This window comes from Vibrio sp. Vb0888 (genome assembly GCF_033338835.1).
GTDB classification, from domain to species: domain Bacteria; phylum Pseudomonadota; class Gammaproteobacteria; order Enterobacterales; family Vibrionaceae; genus Vibrio; species Vibrio alginolyticus.
Map to the genome: position 1 here is coordinate 876,384 of NZ_JAWOTL010000001.1, position 22,053 is coordinate 898,436.

Genomic DNA, 22,053 nt, shown 5'->3' on the forward strand with positions numbered 1-22,053 from the left:
ATACAATAAAGGCGACAGTTACGTCGCCTTTGTTTTATACCGTTTTCGCCTCTATCTTCTCATTCACTTTATCGCAAATGTACTCCCCAATGGGCATCGCAGATGTCGCTGCGGGTGAGGGTGCGTTGCAAACGTGCAGGCTTCTTGCGCTTTCGGCAAACAAGAAGTCATGAACCAAGGTTCCGTCGGATAACACCGCTTGCGCACGAATACCCGCAGGATATGGTTTGAGATCGTCTACCTTGATGCTTGGGCAATATTTGTTGACCAACTTGAGGTAGCCCGGCTTCCACCACGAGTTCTTAAACTCATCCAGTCCGGTTTTTAGATGCTTATGTGTCACCTTCCAGAAACCGGAGAAACTGAGCATTTGCATGGTATCTTGCAAGCTGAAGTTAACCTTGTCGTACCCTTCTCGCTTCCAGCCTTGCACGGCATTTGGACCTACGGTCACACTGCCATCAATCATGCGGGTCAGGTGGACGCCCAAGAATGGCAAATCAGGGTCTGGAATTGGATAAATGAGATGATTCACCACTTGGTCGTGTTTGCTATCTAAGCGGTAGTATTCACCACGATAAGGAATGATTTGGAAATCGGTCGGAATAGACATCATCTTAGTCATGCGATCCGCCATCAAGCCGCTGCAAGTGACCAAGAATTTGGCATTGAGCTGCATCGTTTGACCGTCTGAAGTGCAGGTCAGTTGGACTTCTTCGTCCTTCTCTTCGGCAGCCACAACTTTGGTTCTCAAACTGATTTGACCGCCGAGCTTTTTGAACTCTTCCGCCATCTGCTCAGTGACCAAACGATAATCGACAATACTGGTGGTTTTGACATAAATCGCGCCCAATCCCGTGATGTTTGGCTCAGCCAGTTTAAGTTGAACTTCATCGAGTAGCTTTACGTCGATGCCGTTGACATGGCAGCGCTCATAGAGGGCATTCATGCGTTCGACTTCTTGCTCATTGGTCGCAACCAGTAACTTGCCACAGTTCTCCACCGGAATATCGTGCTGAGCACAGAACGAAATGGTTCGCTCTACCCCACGCTTACAAAAATCGGCTTTTAGGCTGCCCGGTGCGTAGTACACTCCAGCATGAATCACGCCGCTATTGTGTCCGGTTTGGTGCTTCGCAAAACCGGACTCTTTCTCAACCAATAAAATGGACTTGTCTGGGTGGCGTTGCTGCAGTTGCCATGCTGTCGACACACCAACGATACCGCCACCAACAATGATGTAGTCATAGACTGATTTCATACGACCTCTTATAAAACCGATAGTTGAGATTGTTGCAATTTGAACTTGCGACCACTGTAAATGAACACCGCGACAAATACCGCGCAGCTTGCCACACGAACCAACATTGGGATGTCGTGCCAAACCAGCAATGTACCCACCACTACCAACAAGAGGCGTGTCAGAATGTTTAGAGGACCTTCCAAATAACCTTCAATCGCACCAATCAATGCATAGGTACCGATGATGGCAAAGAAGCCCACGGTAATCACTGACGTCACATCCCAACTGACTAAGCCTGTGTAGGCAATAAGTAATGGTACAAGATACAAACCCTTAGCGATTTTCCACGCCATCAAACCAGTGCGCATCGGTGGTGTTTTGGCGATGGTTGCTGCTGCAAAAGCGGTCAAACACACTGGTGGTGTAACGTTACTGTCTTGCGATAACCAAAAGATGATGAGGTGAGCAGCCAGCAATGCCAAGCCTACCGCTTCCATACCCAAACTTTGCTCTAGTAGGGTTTCCATAAAGTCCGCAGGTACTAACGCCACCATTTCTTTCGCGGTTTCCAACGCCATTGGTGCATTAAGAAGTTCCAGCTTTTCTGGCGCCGCCAACATAAAGATGGCTTTTGCTTGTTCAGGCAATTGACCCGACACCATCAATTCAAGCAATTGGTTCTCTGCAATCAACTTGTAAAGCGCAGGGGCAGACAGTGTACCCAATACAATATACGCCGCTGTCACAGGTAAACCCATACCCAAAACAAGAGAAGCGAGTGCAATCAGAACGATCATGATGAACAAGTCACCATTCGCCCAACCATCGATCATCAATGAGAACGTGTTGCCGATACCCGTTGTACTGATCACGTTGATCACCAAACCAATACCCACCAGCAATACAGCGGTTGTCGCCATGTTTTTCGCGCCTTGCGAAAGTGCTTCGATGATCGCTTTTGGTCCCATCTTATGATCTTTCGAAAACCAAGACGCCACCACCACTGAAATGATCGACAAGCCCGCAGCGTAAGTTGGCGTAAAACCTTGAACCAACAAAGTGACCAATACCGCCAGCGGGATAAGGTTGTGCCAACCGCTGATCAACACTTTTAATAGAGATTCATCGCTGGTCGTGATTTTTTGAACGCCGCTGCGTTTGGCTTCGATACGCACAAAGAACGCAACAGACAAGAAATAGATAAGAGCAGGAATGAAAGAAACCGCAATGATATCAACATAAGGAATTTGCGTGTAAGACGCCATGATGAAAGCACCCGCCCCCATCACTGGTGGCATCAACTGACCACCTGTTGACGCTGCAGCTTCAACACCCGCCGCAAAGCGCGAAGGGAAACCTGCTTTTTGCATTAAAGGAATACTGATAACACCGGTTGAAACCGTATTTGCCACACTAGAGCCCGATACTGAACCCATCAAACCGGAGCCAATCACTGCGATAAAACCCGGACCACCAATGATTTTGCCAGCCGCAGCACGTGCCACATTGATGATGTAATCACCGACACCAGAGCGCACAAGAAACGCACCAAACAGAATGAACATGAATACGAAAGTCCAACTGATGCGCGAGATAGAGCCAAACATGCCCTCAGAAGAATAGAAGCTACGGTAGAGCAAGGTTTCCATGCTCAAACCCGGGAAGTGGAAAATACCTGTCGCCCACTTACCCCAAAGCACAACGTAACTGAGACACACCACAATCAGCACTGGAATAAACCAACCCATGGTGCGTCGGATAAGCTCAATCACAATCAGGATTGCCATGATGGCGAAGACCCAATCGCTGGTCACGAACTTCACACCACGTTCGTAGAGCGCATCTTCGGCATAGGGAATGTATAGCAAACACGCGACCGCGCCCATGGCAATTAACACATCGATACCGAGTGCAATCTTACTCTGCTTGAGAGAGATATGAGCCGGATACCAAAGCGCACAAATCACCGCAAAGCCAGCAAAGTGGGTCGCGGAAATCCATAACTCTGGTAACGTCGATAAGGTATTAAACCAAATGTGCAAAGCAGACAACACCACGCCAAACACTGTGATTGTGGTGGTTACCCACGGAAAATCAGTGCGCGTGGGCAGCTCAAATTTCTGCAATTCCTTTTCTATTGAGTCGCTCATCTCATACTCCAAGCTCTGGCGGCTTTTTCCATCTTAGAAATCGGTAGGGATAAAATGCCCCGAGCCAAAACTCGGGGCCAAGTTAGCGTTATTTCGCCATTAGGTCTGATGGGATTTCGATGCCCATTTCTTTGTAGTAACGCGCCGCACCTGGATGAAGAGGCACTGGCAAGCCAGCAATCGCTTTCTCAATCGCCATTGCTTTTGTTGCTTTGTGGATTCCTTGTAGAAAAGGCAGGTTCTCGTAGATCGCTTTGGTTAGCTGGTAAACGTCTTCTTCCGAGATATCTTCACGAACTGCCAAGAAGTTTGGCTGTGCAATGGTGGTGATCGGCTTATCTAGACCCGGGTACGTGTTCGCTGGGATCTCGTACTTCGTCCATAGGTTGTAATTGCCGTTCGCCTCTTTGATTTGTTCGTCAGTAAACGAAAGAATCGAAATGTCTTTACCCAACGCAGCAAAAGCTTGAGTAACCGCACCAACAGGTACACCTGCAGGCGTGTTCATGCCGTCAATGGTACCGTTTTGAAGTGCGCTCGCGCTGCCGCCGTAGCCCATGTAAGCAAGATTGAACTTATCAGGGTCGACCTTCAGACCTTTCATGATATGGCGACCCGAGTTCTCAGTACCAGAGTTCTTCTTACCGATAGAGAACTTCTTGCCATCTAGGTTGTTCAGGTCAGTCACCGTGCCAGTTTTTGCTAAGTCAGAGCGAACAATAAAGTGCTCAACGTTTTGCCAAAGCATAGAGACTGAGCGCAGCTGCTCTTGGCGACCGCTTTTCTCATAAGGACCTTCGCCAGACCAAGCCCATGCACCGTAAAGACCTTGTAGAATCGCGAACTGTGCTTCGTTTTCGTTCAGCAGTTTGACGTTTTCACCAGAGCCCGCAGAGCTGATTGCAGAAAGGGAGAAGTGGTGCTTTGGTGCCAATTTCACTTTGCTTAACGTCGCCAGCGCTACGCCCACAGGGTAGTAGGTACCACCTGTCGATGCCGTTGCAAGAATGTAGCTACGATCTTCTGCCGCAGCGTTAGCAGCAATACCAAAAGAAGTCACAGCGACAGCCAAAGCTTTTACCAGCTTGTTCATTTTCATTATTACTCTCCGTGTAGTCGTTTCACGATTGGGGATTTACATCATGTTAAATCTTTATTAACAACAAATTCCCTAGAGCAATTGAAATGCCAACTTTTAACCCTTTGTATTTATTGAACTAAGTGCTGAAAGACATCAAAAATGAGCAAAATCATGCTGATTTAATAGCAAAGTAATGAGCAAGATCTTGCTCATTGAAGAGAAGAAGGTTGCACGCCTAGATCGCAAAAGGTTAATAAAATGTGATCAAGACAAAATAAATGCACGATTCACTAATAAGCAATATTTTGCCGATGCAATTTTGGATTGAACTGCAACTAATGAGCGTCTTAACAATAAGAAGAAAAAGCGCATCATTCTAAACTGCTCACTTTATCAGCGGAGGTTTATAGCCTAAACGACTACAAATAGCACAAAAATACAGCAAAACAAGCCATGTTACAGAAATGAAAAGTCATTTATTCTAATTTTGAATTTAAAAAGCAGTTCGATCCACCAGTTCAGAAACAAACATTGACCGTATCAACTTATTTTCTACTTCGGGGTTGTGCCAATAGCCCTATGTTCGTTAGGGTAACAACACACCAAGGCAAACGTATTCCTTGGTATTTTTTCGTCATTAAGGATCACCCATGTCAGCAACTGCGCAATTACAATTCGCTTTAAAACGCCCATCTGGCGTTGCTGCGGCGATCCTCCTGCTCTCTCTGAAACTGATTCAGAGCTGACAGGCTATATCTAAACTTTCTGTCAGCTTGAGAAGAAGCTGACGGGAACGCCACATACTCCTCCCATTCCTTTCAGTTTCTTCCAAGCGAAACATAAGAGGAATAACAATGTTAAGCGCACGCAATATCGCCGCTTTGGGCTTCATGACTTTCGCCATGTACTTAGGCGCAGGTAACCTGATCTTCCCTCCATTTTTGGGTTACCAAGCAGGTGAAAACTTTCTGAGCGGGATGTCTGGCTTCCTCTTAACGGGTGTTGGTCTGCCTGCGATGGCACTGGTGATGGTGGCTATCGTAAACGGTTCAGACAAATTAACCGCTGCCCTGCCTAAACCTTTGGCGACAAGTTTTTGGGTGATGGTATTTATTGTGATTGGCCCTGCGTTCGTAATCCCACGTGCGATTACCGTCGCTTATCAATTCAGCTTTGCGCCAATGTTTGGTGATGCCGCTTTGGTGCCTTTCACTATTGCCTTCTGTGCTATCACCATTCTATTTGCTCTATATCCGGGTAAGTTGGTCGACAACCTAGGCAAGATCTTAACGCCTGCCTTGATGGCAATCTTGATCATCATGTCTGTGACGGCTTTGGTTTCTCCTGCAGGTGAGCTAACTGCCGCAACGGGACCATACGTATCTGGCGCATTTGCTGAAGGCTTAACCCAAGGTTACATGACCATGGATGCATTAGGTTCTATCGGTTTTGGTTGGATTATCTTCCGCGCGATTCGCAGCATGGGTGTGGATTGCCCGAAAGCCACCGCAAAATACACGCTAATCGCAGCTTTGATGTACGCGGTTGCCATGGCGTTTGTTTACATCTCATTGGCTTACATTGGCTCGACAAGCTCATACTTGGGTTCTGAGTTCAGCAATGGTGGCGACATTTTAACGGCATTCACCTTCAGCCACTTCGGCGCGTTTGGTTCACTACTACTAGGTGCCGTGATGGTATTGGCGTGTTTGACTACTGCTATCGGCGTAACCACCGCAGGCAGTGAGTTCTACGACAACACTTTCAGCAAAGTGAACTACAAAGGCTGCGTTATCACGACCATGGTATTGGCTGGTTTGATCGCCAACGTAGGTCTAGAGCAACTATTGGCTATCACATTGCCAGCGGTTGTGGCGCTTCACCCAGTCGCGATTGCGTTGATGATCATGGCACCAGTGCGCAACAAGATGTCGCAAATCATGGTGGTAGCAACCGCATTCACTGCTCTAACGTTTGGTTGTGTTGATGCGCTGCACATCCTAGGTTACATGCCAAGTTCCACTGATGAGTGGATGGGTAATTACATGCCTCTGTACAATGACTTTGCTAGCTGGATTGTGCCTAGCGTATTTATGATGATTGTTGGTCTGCTGTTTACGACGAAAACCAACCAAACCGAACAATTCGAGCTGGTGAATGAATAGCCGTTTAACATAAGACATCGCTCAATAAGTGCGTTACTATGTAGCTCGCTTATTGATATCAGGCAAAGGAGTTGCCTGAATGAAAGATTGATATGGGTCGCCTATGGATAATCAGTATCTAGACATCAGAACACTGAACTTTATCGTTATTCTGTTCTCTTGCATTTACTCTATTAGTCTGCTTTGTTATCAATACACTCAGGGTAGAGTCAAAGGCTTAAAAACCTTCTCGATATCACTACTGTTTATTGGTTTAGGCCCTTTTTTACTTGGCTTTAGAGGCTCTGCGCCAGACTGGCTGACCATCGTCATAGCCAACACTCTCATATTAGTCGGCTTCTTGCTTACGCTATATAGCGTAAGCATTTTTCGTCAATATCCTTTAAAATTGGCTCACTGTCTTACCTTGTTAACACCTGTTTTCAGTGGTTCATTTTACTATTTCACCTTCCATGACCCTTCTATCAAAAGCCGCATTATTTATCTGAGCATGTATATTTGTATCGTCACCTTCTTTAGTGGTGTCGCCATGCTTAAAGGTACCCAAAAGGACTTAAAGCTCCCTGTTAAAGCAATGGCTTACTCTTTCTTTGGATTTAGTTTTTTTATGGGATTTAGGGCGCTTTGGAGTACTTTTTCAGGTGAGTTACCAAGTTTTATGGTCGCAGGCCTTATCCATCAGCTGACTTTCTTATTTAGCATCTGCCTGATCGTTGCTTTGAGCTTTAGTATGCTGTGGTTAATTAACGGACGCTTGGTGCAATCCATAAATGATCTCTCTCATTTAGATGCACTCACAGGGCTATATAATCGTCGAGCCATGGAAGAAATCGTTCCAAACTTGGTTAGTAAAGCACATAAAAAAAGCCAAGCAATCAGCATTATTATGACTGATGTCGACAAGTTCAAAGCGATTAATGATCACTATGGTCACACGGTTGGCGACTCCGTCATGGCAACGATCTCCACTATTTTTAAAAAGCATCTTCCTGAGTCAGCCTGCATTGTGCGATTTGGTGGTGACGAGTTCATGATTGTTTTGCTCGAAAAAGCACAACAAGCCAAAATTGTCGCAGAGCAAATTCGCCTTGCGGTCGAAACTGAAACCGCTTTGCAATCATTTAAAACTGAAGTGACCATGAGCTTTGGTATCAGTCAGTTATCTGAGGGGCAATCACTTCAAGAGGCGCTTGCTGAAGCAGACGAAGCGCTATATAGCTCTAAACATACTGGAAGGAACCTCGTTACCTTGTTTGGAGAAGGGAAAGACCTAAATTATAAGTTTGTCCCAGCTCCAGCCAAAAGCGCATAACGTGTTTGTTATGCCAGTAATTTCGAATTAGCTAGAAATCGCACTAAGTATAGTCGGAGCGATTCAAACCAAACTTCTGCATCTTTTGGTTAAGGGTTCGACGTGGTAAATCCAACTCCTGCATCACCTCATTGATGCGTCCATGATGCCTAACTAAAGAATCATGTAGCACCTTACGTTCAAAGTTATGTAGCTGAATCGCCAACGGCACGCCTGCATGCGTCTCTTCGGTTGTTGAGGATGGTCGACTGGAGAGAATTTCCATCACGGAGACGGTTTCATCCAATGCAAAACGCATCGCTACATTCCTAAGCTCACGTACGTTACCGGGCCAAGAGTAAGCAAGAACGGCCTTTCTATCGGCTTCACTCAGCGGACGACTCTCAGGATTACTTTTCAGAGCAAAGTGTTCGAACAAGATCAACGCATCTTCTTCTCGCTCACGTAGCGGTGGCAAATAGATCTGCGCCACATTAAGACGATAGTACAAATCCTGACGAAACTCGTCATGATCATTGAGATCTTCTTTCGCGGCGGCGATCACTCTTAAATCAACCGAGATCTGTTGGTTACCCCCAACGCGCTCTACCGTATGTTCCTGTAATGAACGCAACACTTTCACCTGCATCGACAGCGGCATACTCTCGATTTCATCAAAGAATAAGGTGCCTTTATCCGCGTATTCCAATTTACCAATGCGCTTTTTACCCGCTCCAGTAAATGCCCCTGCTTCATGCCCAAACAGCTCACTTTCAAACAAGTTCTCAGGAATAGCACCACAGTTAATTGGCACAAAATGATGGGTTCTACGTTGGCTTTCATTGTGCAAACTGGTCGCTACCAGCTCTTTACCACAACCTGTCTCACCGTAAATGATCACGTTGGTATCAATGCGTGCTAACTTGGCTACTTGTTCTCTAAGCTGTTGCATAACTCGGCTTCGCCCAATCAACACTTCTTCTAAGCCGCTAACGCTAGAAAGGTACTCTTGACGATCTTGAGTAGACGTTTGTGCGCGATAACTCTCGACCGCTTCGGTCACACGTTGAGATAAGCGCTCAGGTTGGAAAGGTTTCTCGATAAAATCGAACGCACCGTTTTGTAACGCCCCGACAGCCATGTCAACGTCACCATGTCCGGTGATCAAGATAACCGGCGTTGGAATGTGATTGGCAATCAGGCTTTCTAGTATCGACAAACCATCGGTGTCCGGCAGGCGAACATCACTGACAATCGCATCAAATTCTTGGCTAAGAATGGCCGCTTTCCCCTCTTCTCCTAAACTGAATGCGGTCACGTCGAACCCCGCCAGTTGCAGCCACTGACTGGTAGCCTGACGAACAATGTCATCGTCTTCGATAAGTGCAATTTTAGGGGTGTCGTCAAAAGCCATGAGTTACTACCGTAGGTGGAATAGAAATCGCTCTTTGCTAACGGTAGCAAAAACCACTGAGGAGAAAAGGAGCTAGATCTCACTTCTTGCTTACAAGTCTTTAACATCCAACCAGTTAGGCGCACTCTTTAATGACTCTCGGTGAGAACGCACTAGCTGAACGGAGTCAGTATGCAGCGCAAAAGGAATGGCAAAACGTGGCTTGTGGTCGTAATTGCAGCAGTGCTGATGTTGTCTTGTTATAGCGCCAGCAGAGAGGTTGCTCGTCAATGGTTGAGCGTACAAACTCAAACCGAAGCTCAACAAAAACTGCTCGACTATATCGGTGAAGTTCGCCGTGCACTCAAACGCTTCTATCACTTGCCTTACCTTGTCACCAATAACCCGGAAACCATCGCGTTTGTGAAAGGAAACCGGACTTATTACGAACCGTTGCAAACCCAACTGACTCAGCTAGATAAAGCCGCCAATACGGAAGGTTGGCTAATCCTGTCTAACTCTGGCGAAGTATTGGTCTCGAGTTTAATCGAAGAGCGCTTTAGCCTATCTGACCGAAAAGCCATTGTGGAACAAATTCACAATCAAGGCGGCGGTGTTTCCTTGGTGAACAAAACCAAAGGTTCGAGTCCGTTGTATTATCTTGCAGCCCCTATCTACGACGGTCTGGATATAGCAGGCATTGTGGTGGTGCAAATCAACCTCAGCTTATTGACCGAACAGACTATTACTAGCCAAGACATCATTACGTTGCAAAATCGCCAGCAACGCTTTTTCCTATCGAGCAGCTCGCTCTATAACGCTGACTGGTTTAACGAACCGAGCAACACCGTTCAGTTAGAAACGCAGCGCTTATACGACAACACCAATATCAGTGTGTGGACGCTCAATCAGCAACGCTATTTTGCGCACACCGTAAAATTGGATGATTTGAATTGGTACGTAAGCTACCTCACCCCTTCTAAGCCGATTCAGCAAACCATCAACGTAATTGGTTGGAGCGTAGCAGCGCTACTCTTATTGGTTATATTACTCGTCATCATTGGTCTACAACGTCGCCAAAAGCACATCAATCAACAGCGAATTCAAGCCCTGTTGGAAGAGTCTCAACGCCGCTTGAAACAGATGATCAATAAAACCCACGTTGGTTTGCTATTGATTGATGAACAAGGACAACTGTTCGATCTCAACCCAATGGCGAAGCGTTTGTTCTGTTTACCAGAAAGCGTCAATCGACACGCTTTTGCTTGGGAGTTATTCGATGCAGGCAATCCTAATTCCACCACACTTAAGTTGCTCAAGGACTTACCTAAACATAAAGAGCTCGCAGAGATCAGTACGGTCGAAACCATTGCCAGACGCAGCGATGGAAGCGTCTTCCCTGTCCTGTTCTCGCTAACCAGTTTCCCTTGGCATGGCGAGCAGTATTTCCTTGCAACGATCATCGACATCAGCAAGCGGAAAAAAGCCGAACAGTCACTGCAACAGGTCAACCAAGAACTGGCACAACGGGTTGAAGAGCGAACTCAAGCACTAAAAGAGGCGCAAAGCCAGTTGATTGAATCGAGCAAAATGGCCGCCTTGGGTCGCATGTCGAGCGCGATCACTCATGAACTCAATCAGCCGCTGACGGGCTTGCGTACCCTGCTCACCACGAACGAGCTGCTAGCAGAGCGCGGTGAAACCGCGATGATGAAAGCCAACAACGTATTAGTACAGAAGCTGATTGATCGCATGGCAAGCATGACTAGCCAGTTAAAGACGTTCGCCTATAACAAACCAGAAAGCCTACAAGCAATTTCTCTTACCTCCGCACTCGAAGAGACCTTACGCGTTTATCAATCCCAATTAGACAAAGTGGATGTGCGTGTTCGTGTTCCTCATGACTTACCTAATATCATGGGTGAAGAACAACGACTGCTTCAGGTGCTCGGTAATCTTGTCTCGAATGCGCTAGACGCAATGAACAACACCACCAACCCGCAGCTCAGCTTGATCGTCAACCCAACCGGCAATCAGGTCGAACTGATCGTCAGTGATAATGGCTGCGGCGTGTCGGATGAGATGCTTGAGTCGATGTTCGAGCCCTTCCAAACCTCAAAGAAAATTGGTGAAGGATTGGGGCTGGGTTTAGCGATTACGGCCAACAATATGCGTGATATGAACGGACAAATTACCGTGCATAAGAATGAACAAAATGGGCTGACTTTCACTCTATTGTTCAAATCAGCCTAGGTTGATATTGATTACAAAATCATCATTAGAACTAGGCATCCCCGCTGTTTGAGAAAAACACGATCTCGATACAAGAATCCCTCCTTGACCTACACTATTCTCAAGCAAATAAAACGAATAACTTCCGAACGATAAAGAGTGAGAAACATGATTAAGTTTCCTGAACATTTTCTTTGGGGTGGTGCCATTGCTGCAAACCAAGTAGAAGGGGCGTACAACCTTGGGGGTAAAGGGTTATCGACATCAGACATGCTGCCAAACGGTATTTTGAGTCCGCATCAAACCCGTGAAGAGCGTACACCGGGTATCAAAGACGTGGCGATCGACTTCTACAATCGCTACCCAGAAGACATCGCGCTGTTCAAAGAGATGGGCTTTAACTGTCTGCGTCTCTCTTTGGCATGGAGCCGCATCTTCCCGAACGGGGACGAACTAGAACCTAACGAAGAAGGTTTGGCGTTCTACGATAAAATTTTTGACGAACTTGCCGAGCACAACATCCAACCTTTCGTGACCTTATCTCACTACGAAATGCCTTACGCACTGGTTGAAAACTATGGCGGTTGGGGCGATCGTCGCGTCATCGAATTCTTCGAACGTTATGCTCGCACAGTGCTGGAACGCTACAAAGACAAAGTGAAGCTGTGGTTAACCTTCAACGAAATCAATATGTCTCTACACGCACCATTTACTGGTGTTGGTTTGCAAGAAGGCGCCAGTGAACAAGAGATTTACCAAGCGATTCACCACCAGCTAGTCGCAAACGCAAAAGCGGTAAAACTTTGTCAGCAAATCGTACCAAACGGCAAGATTGGTAACATGCTGCTTGGCGCAATCAATTACCCATACACCTGTAACCCTGATGACGTGCTGGCAGCAATGCATGAAAACAACAAGTGGTTGTTCTTCGGTGATGTGCAAACACGTGGTCAGTACCCTGGCTACATGAAGCGTTACTTCCGTGAAAACGGTATCGAAATTCAGATGGAAGCAGGCGACTTAGAAGAAATTGCATCGGCAAGTGTCGATTTCATCTCATTCAGCTACTACGCAAGTGGCTGTGCAAGTGCAGACCCGAAACAGAAGGAAGTGGGTAACATTGTCGATAGCGTACCAAACCCATATCTTGAGAAGAGCCAATGGGGTTGGTTGATCGATCCAAAGGGTCTTCGCGTTCTGCTGAACTTCCTTCACGATCGCTACCAAAAACCACTGTTTGTCGTAGAAAACGGCTTAGGTGCACGTGATGAAATCGATGAAAACGGTGAGATTCAAGATGATTACCGCATCGCTTACTTGAACGACCATCTTGTTCAAGCACACGAAGCGATTCTGGATGGCGTTGAGCTGATGGGCTTTACCAGCTGGGGGCCAATCGATTTGGTCGCAAACTCAACCGCAGAGATGAGCAAACGTTACGGCTTTATCTATGTCGATCGTCATGATGATGGGCAAGGAACGCTAGAACGTAAACGCAAGAAAAGCTTTTTCTGGTATCAAGACGTGATTCGTACTTCAGGCGGTTCATTGAAAAGCTAAGCCGGTTGTCTAGGTATAAAGTGCAACTAGGCATTCGCCTAAACCATCAAGCCCTGCAATTGCAGGGCTTGAATTTTAAGGTGTTTATTCATTTAGAGATTAAACTGCAATCTCTCCACCGTCTTCACGTCGAATAACCACTGTCGCCGCTCGTGGGCGCACAGAAACACCAGCAGGCGTTTCTTCGGCTGCATCTTCACTGTATGGCCAGTTGCCTGGGTGCTGAATATTCACAAACAATGATTTGTAATCAGGGCTGATGGTAAAGCCTGTTACTTCACAACCATTTGGTCCGACAAAGAAGCGTTTCAATTCAGCTTGATTATCCGCACCAATCACAGCTTGATCACCATTCTCATCTGTTAGCTTAGATGGCACAACAGCCAACATTTGATCATTGGTGTAAGACGTGACTTCATCTGCGCCGTTATCAGTCTGAATCCACAAAATACCACGGCCATCAAACGCTAATCCGTCTGGGCTCGCAAACTGGTTTAACTCATTCAAGCCAGAACGGTTGGTATCTGCATCACCATTTGCTGGCGAACCAAACACAAAGATATCCCAAGTAAAGTCAGTTGCTGAAGCACCTTCATCCCAACGAATAACATGACCAAACTTATTATTTAAACGTGGATTCGCAGGATTGGTTTCATCTGTACGGCGCGTATTGTTCGTCAATGTTAAATATACTGAACCCGTGAATGGATCAACCGTACACCACTCTGGTCGATCCATTGGTGTTGCCCCAACTAAATCCGCCGCACCCGCAGTATTGATGATAATTTCAGCCAGTGAATCAAAGTGATCCGCTAATGTACCACCAGCGGTTGTTACGCTATCAAGCGTTAATGGTAACCAAGTACCTGTGCTGTCTTCATTGAAGCGCGCCACATACAGTGTGCCTTCGTCCATGTACTTGTCACCCATCGCCAAGCGGTTATCAGGGTTAGCATCTGCTGGATCCCACGCTGCCGCAGATTCAAATTTGTATAGGTATTCAAAGCGAGAATCGTGACCAGAATAAAATACCACTGGTTTGCCTTCTTCAAGCTTACCGAAAGTACAGCCCTCGTGACGGAAACGACCTAGCGCAGTACGTTTCTTCGCACGTGAGTTTTGCGTGTAAGGGTCAATCTCGACAATGTAACCGTGACCATTGGCTTCATTACGGTAATCATCCATCGCACTTGCTCCTGTTGGAGCCACATTAAAGCGAGAGAACTCATCAAGACGCTCTTCTGCATTTCCTGCTAATGTCTCCCATAGGTAACGAGTGCTTTGGTCATCGACACCAATGCGATCTTGCTCTTCTGTACGAGTCCCGGCGTTAACAAAGTAACCTGGCCAGTTCTCTTCACACGTTAAGTACGTGCCCCACGGCGTGTAGCCGTTGCCACAGTTGTTTAACGTACCACGCGCTTGGCTGCCATCTGGTGAGAAACGAGTGACAGTTAAAGATGTGTGGGCTACCGGGCCAGACAAATCCATGACTGTCGCACCAGTATAACGACGGTTTAGTGGGTCGGTATCAACCAACTTCCACATGTTGTCTTCCAGTTGAATGCGAACCACTGATACACCGTGCGCGTTAATCTCTTTGCGCACTTCATCTACAATGGTACGTACGCCATTTTCAACCGTCGGACCGTTTGGATGCAGTGCTGATGTGTCGATGTACTCGTGGTTAATACATAGCAAGCCATCTGTAGTGCTATCGTTCAATGGGAAAAAATGCATGCCGTCATGGTGCATGCCTAGCGCATTTAACTGATCGGTACTGGTGTTGGTACCATCATTTTGCCATGCGCTGCCTTGTGCATTAAGTGGTGTTCCCCAAGGTACTAGTACTTGTGCGGTGTAGCCTTGTGGAATTGAAACTGCGTCAGTGAGTGAGCCAGGGATAGATTCAAAGTTAAGAACGGCTTTAGATGCGCCCGAACCACTGCTTACTGTACTCCCTGAGTCAGACGAGTTACAACCAGCCAATCCGAAAGCACCAAACGCTGTCATCGCACTGATACCTAAACCACCTTTCAGAATGCTGCGTCGAGATAGGCTCGCTTCTAATACTTCTTCAAATGGTTTGTTTTCACTTTGGTTATAACGCGTCGCGTCAAAGGTTTCCTTGCTCATTTTTACTTTCCCGATCTTATAGTTTAATTAATAAATAAGTGATTAGTTGAACGGCAAGAAGTTTGGATAAGAAAAATGACAAAAGTGCTTAAAACATATGAAACTTGTGTTTCAACAATACTGCAAACCAACCAACACAGCTAACGAAGCAATTAAATTCTGGTTACATAATCACCAACTGTATCGCTTCATTCTGATTTTACTTGGGCTAAAGTGTGATAGAAGGTATAAGGTGTACGAAATCAAATCATCTACGAGAGATAATCATGAAATTAGACAAGATCGATAACAAGAGCCGTCGTATCCGTAAAAAGCTGTTCTTAGGTGAGTTCGCAATCCTAGGTTTCGAGATCAGCTGTGAAACAGACATTAACGACTTCGACCGTTACGATGCATTCGTTGATGACTTTATCGACTACATTGACGAGCTTGGTCTTTGCTTCGGTGGCGGTGGTCTAGAACTGTTTGAAGGCTTCCTATGTTCTACTGACCGTTACGGCAGTGCGACTGAAGAACAGAAAGCGCAAGTTATCAAATGGTTAGAAGCACGCCCAGAAGTGAAAAGCGCGCAAGCGGGCGAACTAGTTGACGCCAACTACCTGTAACTAAAGGGCAACCTGTAATACGCAGAGCTCAGTAAATGGTAGAGAAAGCTGGTCTTAAGACTGGCTTTTTTATTTTTGGAAGAATGCGATATTAAAAATAGGGTGCTTGGGAAGTTGCGCGGAGTGATTGTGGCGTTTTTGAGCTGGCAATCAACGGGAAACTGCGTTCCACAGCCAGCTCGTGCCTTTAGGTATAATTAACTATGATTTTTTAGCTGGGGCGTCTTTCGTGTCTTTCCAGTATTGAATACGCACACGATGTAGCTGAGCTCTTCTAGTCTTTTTCATAGTAAAGTCCCTCATCTTATATAAGTAACGCTCCTCATGGAGCTTATTGTCTAAGGTCGTATCCCCTTCAATCTATAAGGGAATCAATCATTTAACCGTGACCAATTTCACAACATAATGATAATTACCGATTTCTTGCAGCCTGTTTTTACTGGCAAACGGCATATTATCTATCTGACACAGTTAACTTACTCACCAGATATGACAGAAAAATGGCAATCAAGTTCCCTACTTATACTGTCATTGAATCTTAATAAGGATTAACAAGGTGGGCATTTCAGATCTACCATACTGTTTATAAAAACCGCAAGAATTTTTATTTCTTTTCAAACAAATCTCTACTCAAGATCAATTCACTTTCATCTTTATCGTCTCCCTTTTAACGCATTGTGATCCAGTTCAATCCACAGAACTCGGAGCAAAAAGCGCTCATTAATACATTCACCACCAAACTTGTGCGAGATCTCTTACAAGAGTTGTAAGCAAATAGATTAACCACCTCTAAGAGCAATGCCAGAAAAAACATTAAACATATGATTTAAAAGTAATATTTAAATTCACTTAAAATAATAAGTAAAAATAATTTAGAAAAGTTAATTGAGTCAAATCAGCAAAACATCAATACTCAATTTGTCGACAGGATGTTGGCGGGAACAGGAAAAAAGCCTAAAGGATTGGGTATCTTCAGGATGAAGATTTGATAGCTTAGGATGAGTTGTCAGCAAGGATGTAGTTAAGCTCTAGGATAGAGTTCGCCCGTCAGGATGATAGGCAAGAATGGACACCGCTAGGAAGGCGATGAACAAGGAACTCGGTTAAAGGACTTAGCCACAATCAAGGATAGATGCAGGGAGCACCTATTAGTAGCTGGATTGCTGCGAAAAAGAATAAGCCCCGTCTGGGAAACCAGGCGGGGTTTTATTTTGTCTGTAATGTATTGATAACGATTCATCTTTATCGTTTAAGTCTTCTCTGTTTTCATAAAACACCGTGCTATCATTTTCTTTACGTCTCCCAACAAAGCTCTCAGAAAATCACACACTATGCTTAATCCTGTTTGGTTACATACATTTAAGACATTGATTGAAGTCGGTCATTTTACGCAAACGGCAGAAAAACTTTTTATGACTCAGCCTGGCGTCAGCCAACACATCAAAAAATTAGAGCAAAGTTGTCAGCATGCCTTGATCAAGCGCGAAAACAAAAGCTTCGAATTAACCGAGCAAGGCAGGATTGTCTACGCATATGCGCTCGAGTTAGAAGATAGAGAGAAGAAGCTGCTCGAAGAGCTCAGTTTTGATGATGCGTTTTCAGGCCACTGTAAACTGGCTTGTTCTGGTGCAATGGCGTTAATGTTGTATGGGCCCATTTTGGAGAAGCAAAAACAGCACCCGAGCTTATCGTTACATTTAGAAGCCGCGCCAAATCAATCTATTCTCAACGCCATAACGCAAGGGCACATCGATATTGGTATCGTGACTGATGTTCCCAACAAAGGTCTGTTTCACAGTGAGCGAATTGGTAAAGAGAGGTTGTGCTTGGTTCTGCCAAAGCATTATCAAAATAAGCAGATAACGCCACAACTCTTGCATGACTGTGGTGTCATTAGCCACCCTGATGCCGAGCATTACATGACGCTGTTTTTTGACCAATGTGAAGAACCACAGCTCCAAGAAATTAAGATGAGCGATTTACCATTATCCGGCTACGTAAATCAATTGAGCCAAATTTTGCTGCCTGTCAGCAAAGGACTTGGCTTCACCGTGCTGCCTCAAAGTGCGGTCGACAATTTTCCACTAAAAGACACGTTATACATTGCTCAACTGAAAAACACTGTATGTGAAGAGCTATTTCTGGTTCGTAAGCGCAGTCGTGCTCTACCTCTGCGCTATCAGACCATCAAAGAAGTGTTATTGGATGTGATCGGTGGTGCGCATCAATGATGTTAGCCACTCTTCGCTGGTAATGCGTTCCTCTTGGCAATCCACCCAATATGGTTTGCCAGATAACCAACTTTTCGACGCAACTTCTTTTATAAACACATCCACGGAATCAACGTCATCTTTGGCGTAATCCCATTTATTGCGCATGTGTTCTGCCGCTTCTTGATTAGTGTACGCCTTGCCGTTGCGGATAAAGGTGCAAGAGGATTGCTCAACTCGTTTTATCAACGTCGAGATATCTTGCTCTACCCCTGCTAGTGCAAAGGTGGGCAGAATGCTTAATGTAAGTAACAACGTCCACTTTGCTTTCATCGCACCTTTATCTTTATCCCTGACCACGTAACTACTAATAGTAACTACTGATAAGTGACTTAACTATTCTGGTGTTTGGCTGTTTAGCTCAGCAATTATTGCCACCATGCCTTAGCAGGCTGAGGCTCCGCAATCGCCAAGCGTTGACCAATCTCAGGGCTCACCAACGTAACACCGCGCTCTTCACTGATGTCTAACGCACGTTGCATTGGCTCATTCCAATCGTGCATTGATAAATCAAACGTGCTGTTATGGATCGGCATCATCACTTTGCCCTGCACATCGATGTGTGCTTGAACGCTTTGCTCTGGGAACATGTGAATGTCTGACCAGAGTTCATTGTACGCACCTGTTTCAATCATGGTGAAGTCAAACGGACCGTACTTTTCGCCAATCTCTTTAAAGCCATTGAAGTAACCAGAGTCACCACTGAAGAACACTTTGTGTTGTTGTGCATTGATAACCCAACTGCCCCACAGCGTCGTATCGCGGTCTGTCAAACCTCGACCAGAGAAATGCTGAGTCGGAGTTAGTGTATATTCAATGCCGTCAACAGAGTGTGACTCCCACCAGTCTAGTTCGATCACTTTCTCTTTGGGTACACCCCAATTCACCAGTAATTGGCCAACTTTTAACGGCACCAAGAAAGTGCCCACCTTATCGCCTAGCACTTTAATAGAAGCTTTATCTAGGTGATCGTAATGGTCATGACTGATCACCACCACATCGATAGTTGGCAAATCTTCTATCGTGATGGGGGGTTGGTGAAAGCGTTTTGGCCCTGCCCATTGTACAGGAGACGCGCGATCACTGAATACAGGGTCGGTCATTACCAGTTTTCCATCGAGCTTCATTAATACGCTTGAATGACCCAGACGATAGATGACGTCATCTTGCTCTTCTAACAGTTGCCGCGCTGTGATCGCATGCACTGGAATTTCAATCGTTGGTGTTGGGTTAAAGCGCTCAGTCGTAAAATACGCTTTCATGATTTCGAACATGTCGCCCAAACCGCTTTTGTATTCCAACTCTGTATTTGCAAATTTGTCCGGGTATGTTGGCGCTTTTTCAGTATCAACATTAGAACAAGAAATCATGGATGTACCCATCGCGAACGCTCCTACTGTGGCTAGCAAAGTTTTTTTCATAAAAAGTTAACCCGAACAAATGTAAACTACACGGTGCAGTTTACATTCTAATTATCAAAAGTAAACTACTTAGTGTAAAATAGATCAAGAAATGATCTTCTTAACTTAGCAAGCTTATGAATGTAAAAAGAAAAAGTCGTAGCGAAACCAAAAGAGAAGCCATCTTGTGCGCGGCAAGGCAAGCGTTCCAAGAGTTTGGGGTGCAAAACACCAGCATGGATAAGCTCTCTGCAATCGCACAAGTCTCTAAGCGCACGGTCTATAATCACTTCCCTTCTAAGGAAGCGATCGTGACGGAGTTGCTGACTGAGCTTTGGCGTTCGTCAATGATGGAAAGCGATATTAAACGCTTGGCCACTCTGCCACTCAAAGATCAATTGATTGAATTACTCTACAGCGAGATCATTGTGGTGACGGAACCAAACTATATTGAGCTGGCAAAAGTGGCATTTGGGCACTTCTTATTTAAGCCGGAAGATCTCAAAGAACAAGCAGAACAAATGTCGAAACAGGAAACCGCCCTGTACCGCTGGCTTACTGAGAAATCGAACAGTGGCGCTTTGCAAATTGATGATGTACATATAGCAAGCACTCAATTGCACAACTTACTTAAAGGCAGTGCATTCTGGCCGCAGTTAATGGGAATTCGCCCCTCTTTGTCGAATGAAGAATCTAGGCTGTTAGCTACCCAAACGGCGGAACTTTTTTTAAGTCACTATCAAAACAGCTAAAAACAGCGGTCAAATTGGCCGCTTTTTTAAGCGATAATTCGTGACAAAGCGATGAAATTTTTGCTCAATTTTATTTATCTCACCCTTGACAGTCTCATACCGCAAGGCGTGAGCGTTTGATAAAATATTTTTGTCGTGTCGACGATGCTTTTTCGTTTTCATCTCACAAAAAAACGCCCTAAGGTGCGCACCTCTGACGACGTGGTTGTTCAACCACAATTCTAAATCGTTGAAGTAAGTAGGTTATGTCATAACATGATCACCTGCCTACTGCATTCTATGCTCTATACTTATATTTTAATTTGGTACTGACTTACTAAGGAATTGCCATGCGTATTGCTATTCTCTCTCGTAATGAGAATTTATATTCAACCATGCGCCTAAAACAGGCGGGTGAAGAACGTGGGCATCAAATCGATGTGATCGACACGCTTCACTGTTATATGGACATTACGAGCAACAACCCTAAGATCCGCTACAAGGGTGAAGAATTACCGCAATACGATGCTGTTATTCCGCGTATTGGGGCATCTATTACGTTTTACGGCACTGCTGTTGTACGTCAGTTTGAAATGATGGGTACATTTTGTGTCAACGAATCTGTCGCGATCAGCCGCTCTCGTGACAAATTGCGCTCATTACAACTGCTATCACGTAAAGGCATCGGTTTGCCACGCACTGGCTTTGCTCACCATCCTGACAACATTCAGGACGTGATCAAAAACGTTGGTGGCGCACCTCTAGTGATTAAATTGCTAGAAGGCACTCAAGGCATTGGTGTTGTACTTGCTGAAACAAATAAAGCGGCAGAAAGCGTGATTGAAGCTTTCATGGGTTTGAAAGCTAACATCATGGTGCAAGAATTTATCGAAGAAGCAAAAGGCGCGGACATCCGTTGTTTTGTTGTCGGAAATAAAGTTATAGCCGCAATGAAGCGCCAAGCAAAAGAAGGTGAGTTCCGTTCTAACCTTCACCGTGGCGGCTCTGCACAACTCGTGCGTTTGAGCAAAGAAGAGCGTGCGACCGCTGTAAATGCTGCGAAAGTGATGGGCTTGAACCTTTGTGGTGTGGATATCCTTCAATCTAAAAATGGCCCAGTGGTAATGGAAGTGAACTCTTCCCCTGGTCTAGAAGGCATCGAACTAGCAACGGGTAAAAACATTGCAGGTATGATCTTCGATTTTATCGAGAAAAACGCTAAGCCAAATTCAAACCGTACTCGCGGTAAAGGTTGATTTTTGTTTAACGCACAAGAGAGCCAAAAAACGGCTCTCTTGTTACTCGTCGCTAGGATGACACTATGAATCAGAAAATGATCATTGGGAATGCCGAAGCTATTTGCTTGCCAGAGTTAGGGATTACTCACCTTGAAGCGCGTATTGATACAGGCGCTCAAACCTCTTCATTACATGTAGACAATATTGATTGCTTTGAAAAAGATGGTCAGTCTTATGTTGCATTCGATCTGCACCCAGATGTATACCATTTAGAACAAGTGGTTCGCTGCACAGCGAAACTAAAAGCAAACCGTAAGGTTAAATCTTCTAACGGTACTTTTGAGCACCGCTGCGTGATCACGACGATGCTGCGTATGGGCGACCAACAATGGCCAATCGACATTACGTTGACTAACCGTGAAAAAATGACTTACATGATGTTGTTAGGTCGTCAAGGCATGGCAGACAAAGTGCTCGTTGATCCTAGCCAATCTCACTTATTGGCATCTTAACCCCGTAGCTTCAGATGAGTGATCGAACGTTTTTGTTGAGCATCAC

The 22,053-nt window shown here is 45.4% G+C and carries 16 protein-coding genes; 9 read left to right on the forward strand and 7 right to left on the reverse strand.

From position 1 onward, the window contains the following. Window positions 1–34 precede the first annotated feature (34 nt). The 3 genes from lhgO to R7P72_RS03885 all read right to left on the reverse strand — a co-directional run bounded on the left by lhgO (window position 35) and on the right by R7P72_RS03885 (window position 4,492). A complete protein-coding gene (lhgO, locus tag R7P72_RS03875; RefSeq protein WP_025768053.1) occupies window positions 35–1,261 on the reverse strand; it encodes an L-2-hydroxyglutarate oxidase in 1,227 nt (408 codons plus the stop codon). Between the two features lie 8 nt (window positions 1,262–1,269). Continuing rightward, complete coding sequence (locus R7P72_RS03880; protein WP_009705104.1) at window positions 1,270–3,393, reverse strand: TRAP transporter permease; 2,124 nt, start codon at window positions 3,391–3,393, stop codon at window positions 1,270–1,272. Between the two features lie 88 nt (window positions 3,394–3,481). Continuing rightward, the gene (locus tag R7P72_RS03885; protein ID WP_213907115.1) at window positions 3,482–4,492 is read right to left on the reverse strand and encodes a TAXI family TRAP transporter solute-binding subunit; all 1,011 of its coding nucleotides are present in this window, start codon (window positions 4,490–4,492) and stop codon (window positions 3,482–3,484) included. Window positions 4,493–5,328: 836 nt separating this feature from the next. Between R7P72_RS03885 and brnQ the strand changes: the two genes are divergently transcribed. Beyond that, window positions 5,329–6,639 carry a branched-chain amino acid transport system II carrier protein gene (gene brnQ, locus R7P72_RS03890; protein ID WP_025768055.1) on the forward strand — a complete coding sequence of 437 codons (1,311 nt, stop codon included), beginning with the start codon at window positions 5,329–5,331 and terminating at the stop codon, window positions 6,637–6,639. A 103-nt stretch (window positions 6,640–6,742) separates the two neighbouring features. Further along, entirely contained in the window at window positions 6,743–7,951 is a 1,209-nt protein-coding gene (locus R7P72_RS03895) for a GGDEF domain-containing protein (protein ID WP_005374203.1), read from the forward strand. A 43-nt stretch (window positions 7,952–7,994) separates the two neighbouring features. Here the strand turns inward: R7P72_RS03895 and R7P72_RS03900 are convergent, their stop codons facing one another. After that, window positions 7,995–9,344, reverse strand: coding sequence for a sigma-54-dependent transcriptional regulator (locus R7P72_RS03900; protein WP_213907114.1), 1,350 nt, complete (start codon window positions 9,342–9,344; stop codon window positions 7,995–7,997). A 171-nt stretch (window positions 9,345–9,515) separates the two neighbouring features. Here R7P72_RS03900 and R7P72_RS03905 point away from each other — a divergent pair, with 171 nt between their 5' ends. Together R7P72_RS03905 and R7P72_RS03910 are read left to right on the forward strand one after the other, a co-directional pair. After that, the gene (locus tag R7P72_RS03905) at window positions 9,516–11,576 is read left to right on the forward strand and encodes a sensor histidine kinase (protein WP_285437673.1); all 2,061 of its coding nucleotides are present in this window, start codon (window positions 9,516–9,518) and stop codon (window positions 11,574–11,576) included. A gap of 147 nt (window positions 11,577–11,723) precedes the next feature. Next, the gene (locus R7P72_RS03910) at window positions 11,724–13,115 is read left to right on the forward strand and encodes a glycoside hydrolase family 1 protein (protein WP_213971483.1); all 1,392 of its coding nucleotides are present in this window, start codon (window positions 11,724–11,726) and stop codon (window positions 13,113–13,115) included. Between the two features lie 99 nt (window positions 13,116–13,214). Here R7P72_RS03910 and R7P72_RS03915 read toward each other — a convergent pair whose 3' ends face one another. Then, a complete protein-coding gene (locus R7P72_RS03915; RefSeq protein WP_017635525.1) occupies window positions 13,215–15,251 on the reverse strand; it encodes a PhoX family protein in 2,037 nt (678 codons plus the stop codon). Window positions 15,252–15,517: 266 nt separating this feature from the next. On the opposite strand from R7P72_RS03915, the gene R7P72_RS03920 reads away from it, so the two are divergent. Together R7P72_RS03920 and R7P72_RS03925 are read left to right on the forward strand one after the other, a co-directional pair. Continuing rightward, window positions 15,518–15,856 carry a YggL family protein gene (locus R7P72_RS03920; protein ID WP_005374208.1) on the forward strand — a complete coding sequence of 113 codons (339 nt, stop codon included), beginning with the start codon at window positions 15,518–15,520 and terminating at the stop codon, window positions 15,854–15,856. 1,331 nt (window positions 15,857–17,187) lie between these two features. Then, window positions 17,188–18,087, forward strand: coding sequence for a LysR family transcriptional regulator (locus R7P72_RS03925; RefSeq protein ID WP_017635526.1), 900 nt, complete (start codon window positions 17,188–17,190; stop codon window positions 18,085–18,087). On the opposite strand, the gene R7P72_RS03930 is transcribed toward R7P72_RS03925, so the two are convergent. Both R7P72_RS03930 and R7P72_RS03935 read right to left on the reverse strand, forming a co-directional pair. Beyond that, window positions 18,055–18,399, reverse strand: a complete 345-nt coding sequence (locus tag R7P72_RS03930) for a DUF5329 family protein (RefSeq protein ID WP_017635527.1) — start codon at window positions 18,397–18,399, stop codon at window positions 18,055–18,057. The two genes, R7P72_RS03925 and R7P72_RS03930, sit on opposite strands and share 33 nt — an antisense overlap. Before the next feature lie 95 nt (window positions 18,400–18,494). Continuing rightward, window positions 18,495–19,508: an MBL fold metallo-hydrolase gene (locus R7P72_RS03935; RefSeq protein WP_104980340.1), complete on the reverse strand. Its 1,014-nt coding sequence runs from the start codon at window positions 19,506–19,508 to the stop codon at window positions 18,495–18,497. Between the two features lie 155 nt (window positions 19,509–19,663). Between R7P72_RS03935 and R7P72_RS03940 the strand changes: the two genes are divergently transcribed. The 3 genes from R7P72_RS03940 to R7P72_RS03950 all read left to right on the forward strand — a co-directional run bounded on the left by R7P72_RS03940 (window position 19,664) and on the right by R7P72_RS03950 (window position 22,007). Beyond that, on the forward strand, window positions 19,664–20,278 hold the full coding sequence (locus R7P72_RS03940; protein ID WP_025768062.1) for a TetR/AcrR family transcriptional regulator: 615 nt from the start codon (window positions 19,664–19,666) through the stop codon (window positions 20,276–20,278). A 329-nt stretch (window positions 20,279–20,607) separates the two neighbouring features. Further along, window positions 20,608–21,513, forward strand: a complete 906-nt coding sequence (gene rimK / locus R7P72_RS03945) for a 30S ribosomal protein S6--L-glutamate ligase (RefSeq protein WP_005374224.1) — start codon at window positions 20,608–20,610, stop codon at window positions 21,511–21,513. Window positions 21,514–21,578: 65 nt separating this feature from the next. Next, window positions 21,579–22,007, forward strand: a complete 429-nt coding sequence (locus R7P72_RS03950) for an ATP-dependent zinc protease (RefSeq protein WP_005384193.1) — start codon at window positions 21,579–21,581, stop codon at window positions 22,005–22,007. Window positions 22,008–22,053: the final 46 nt, after the last annotated feature.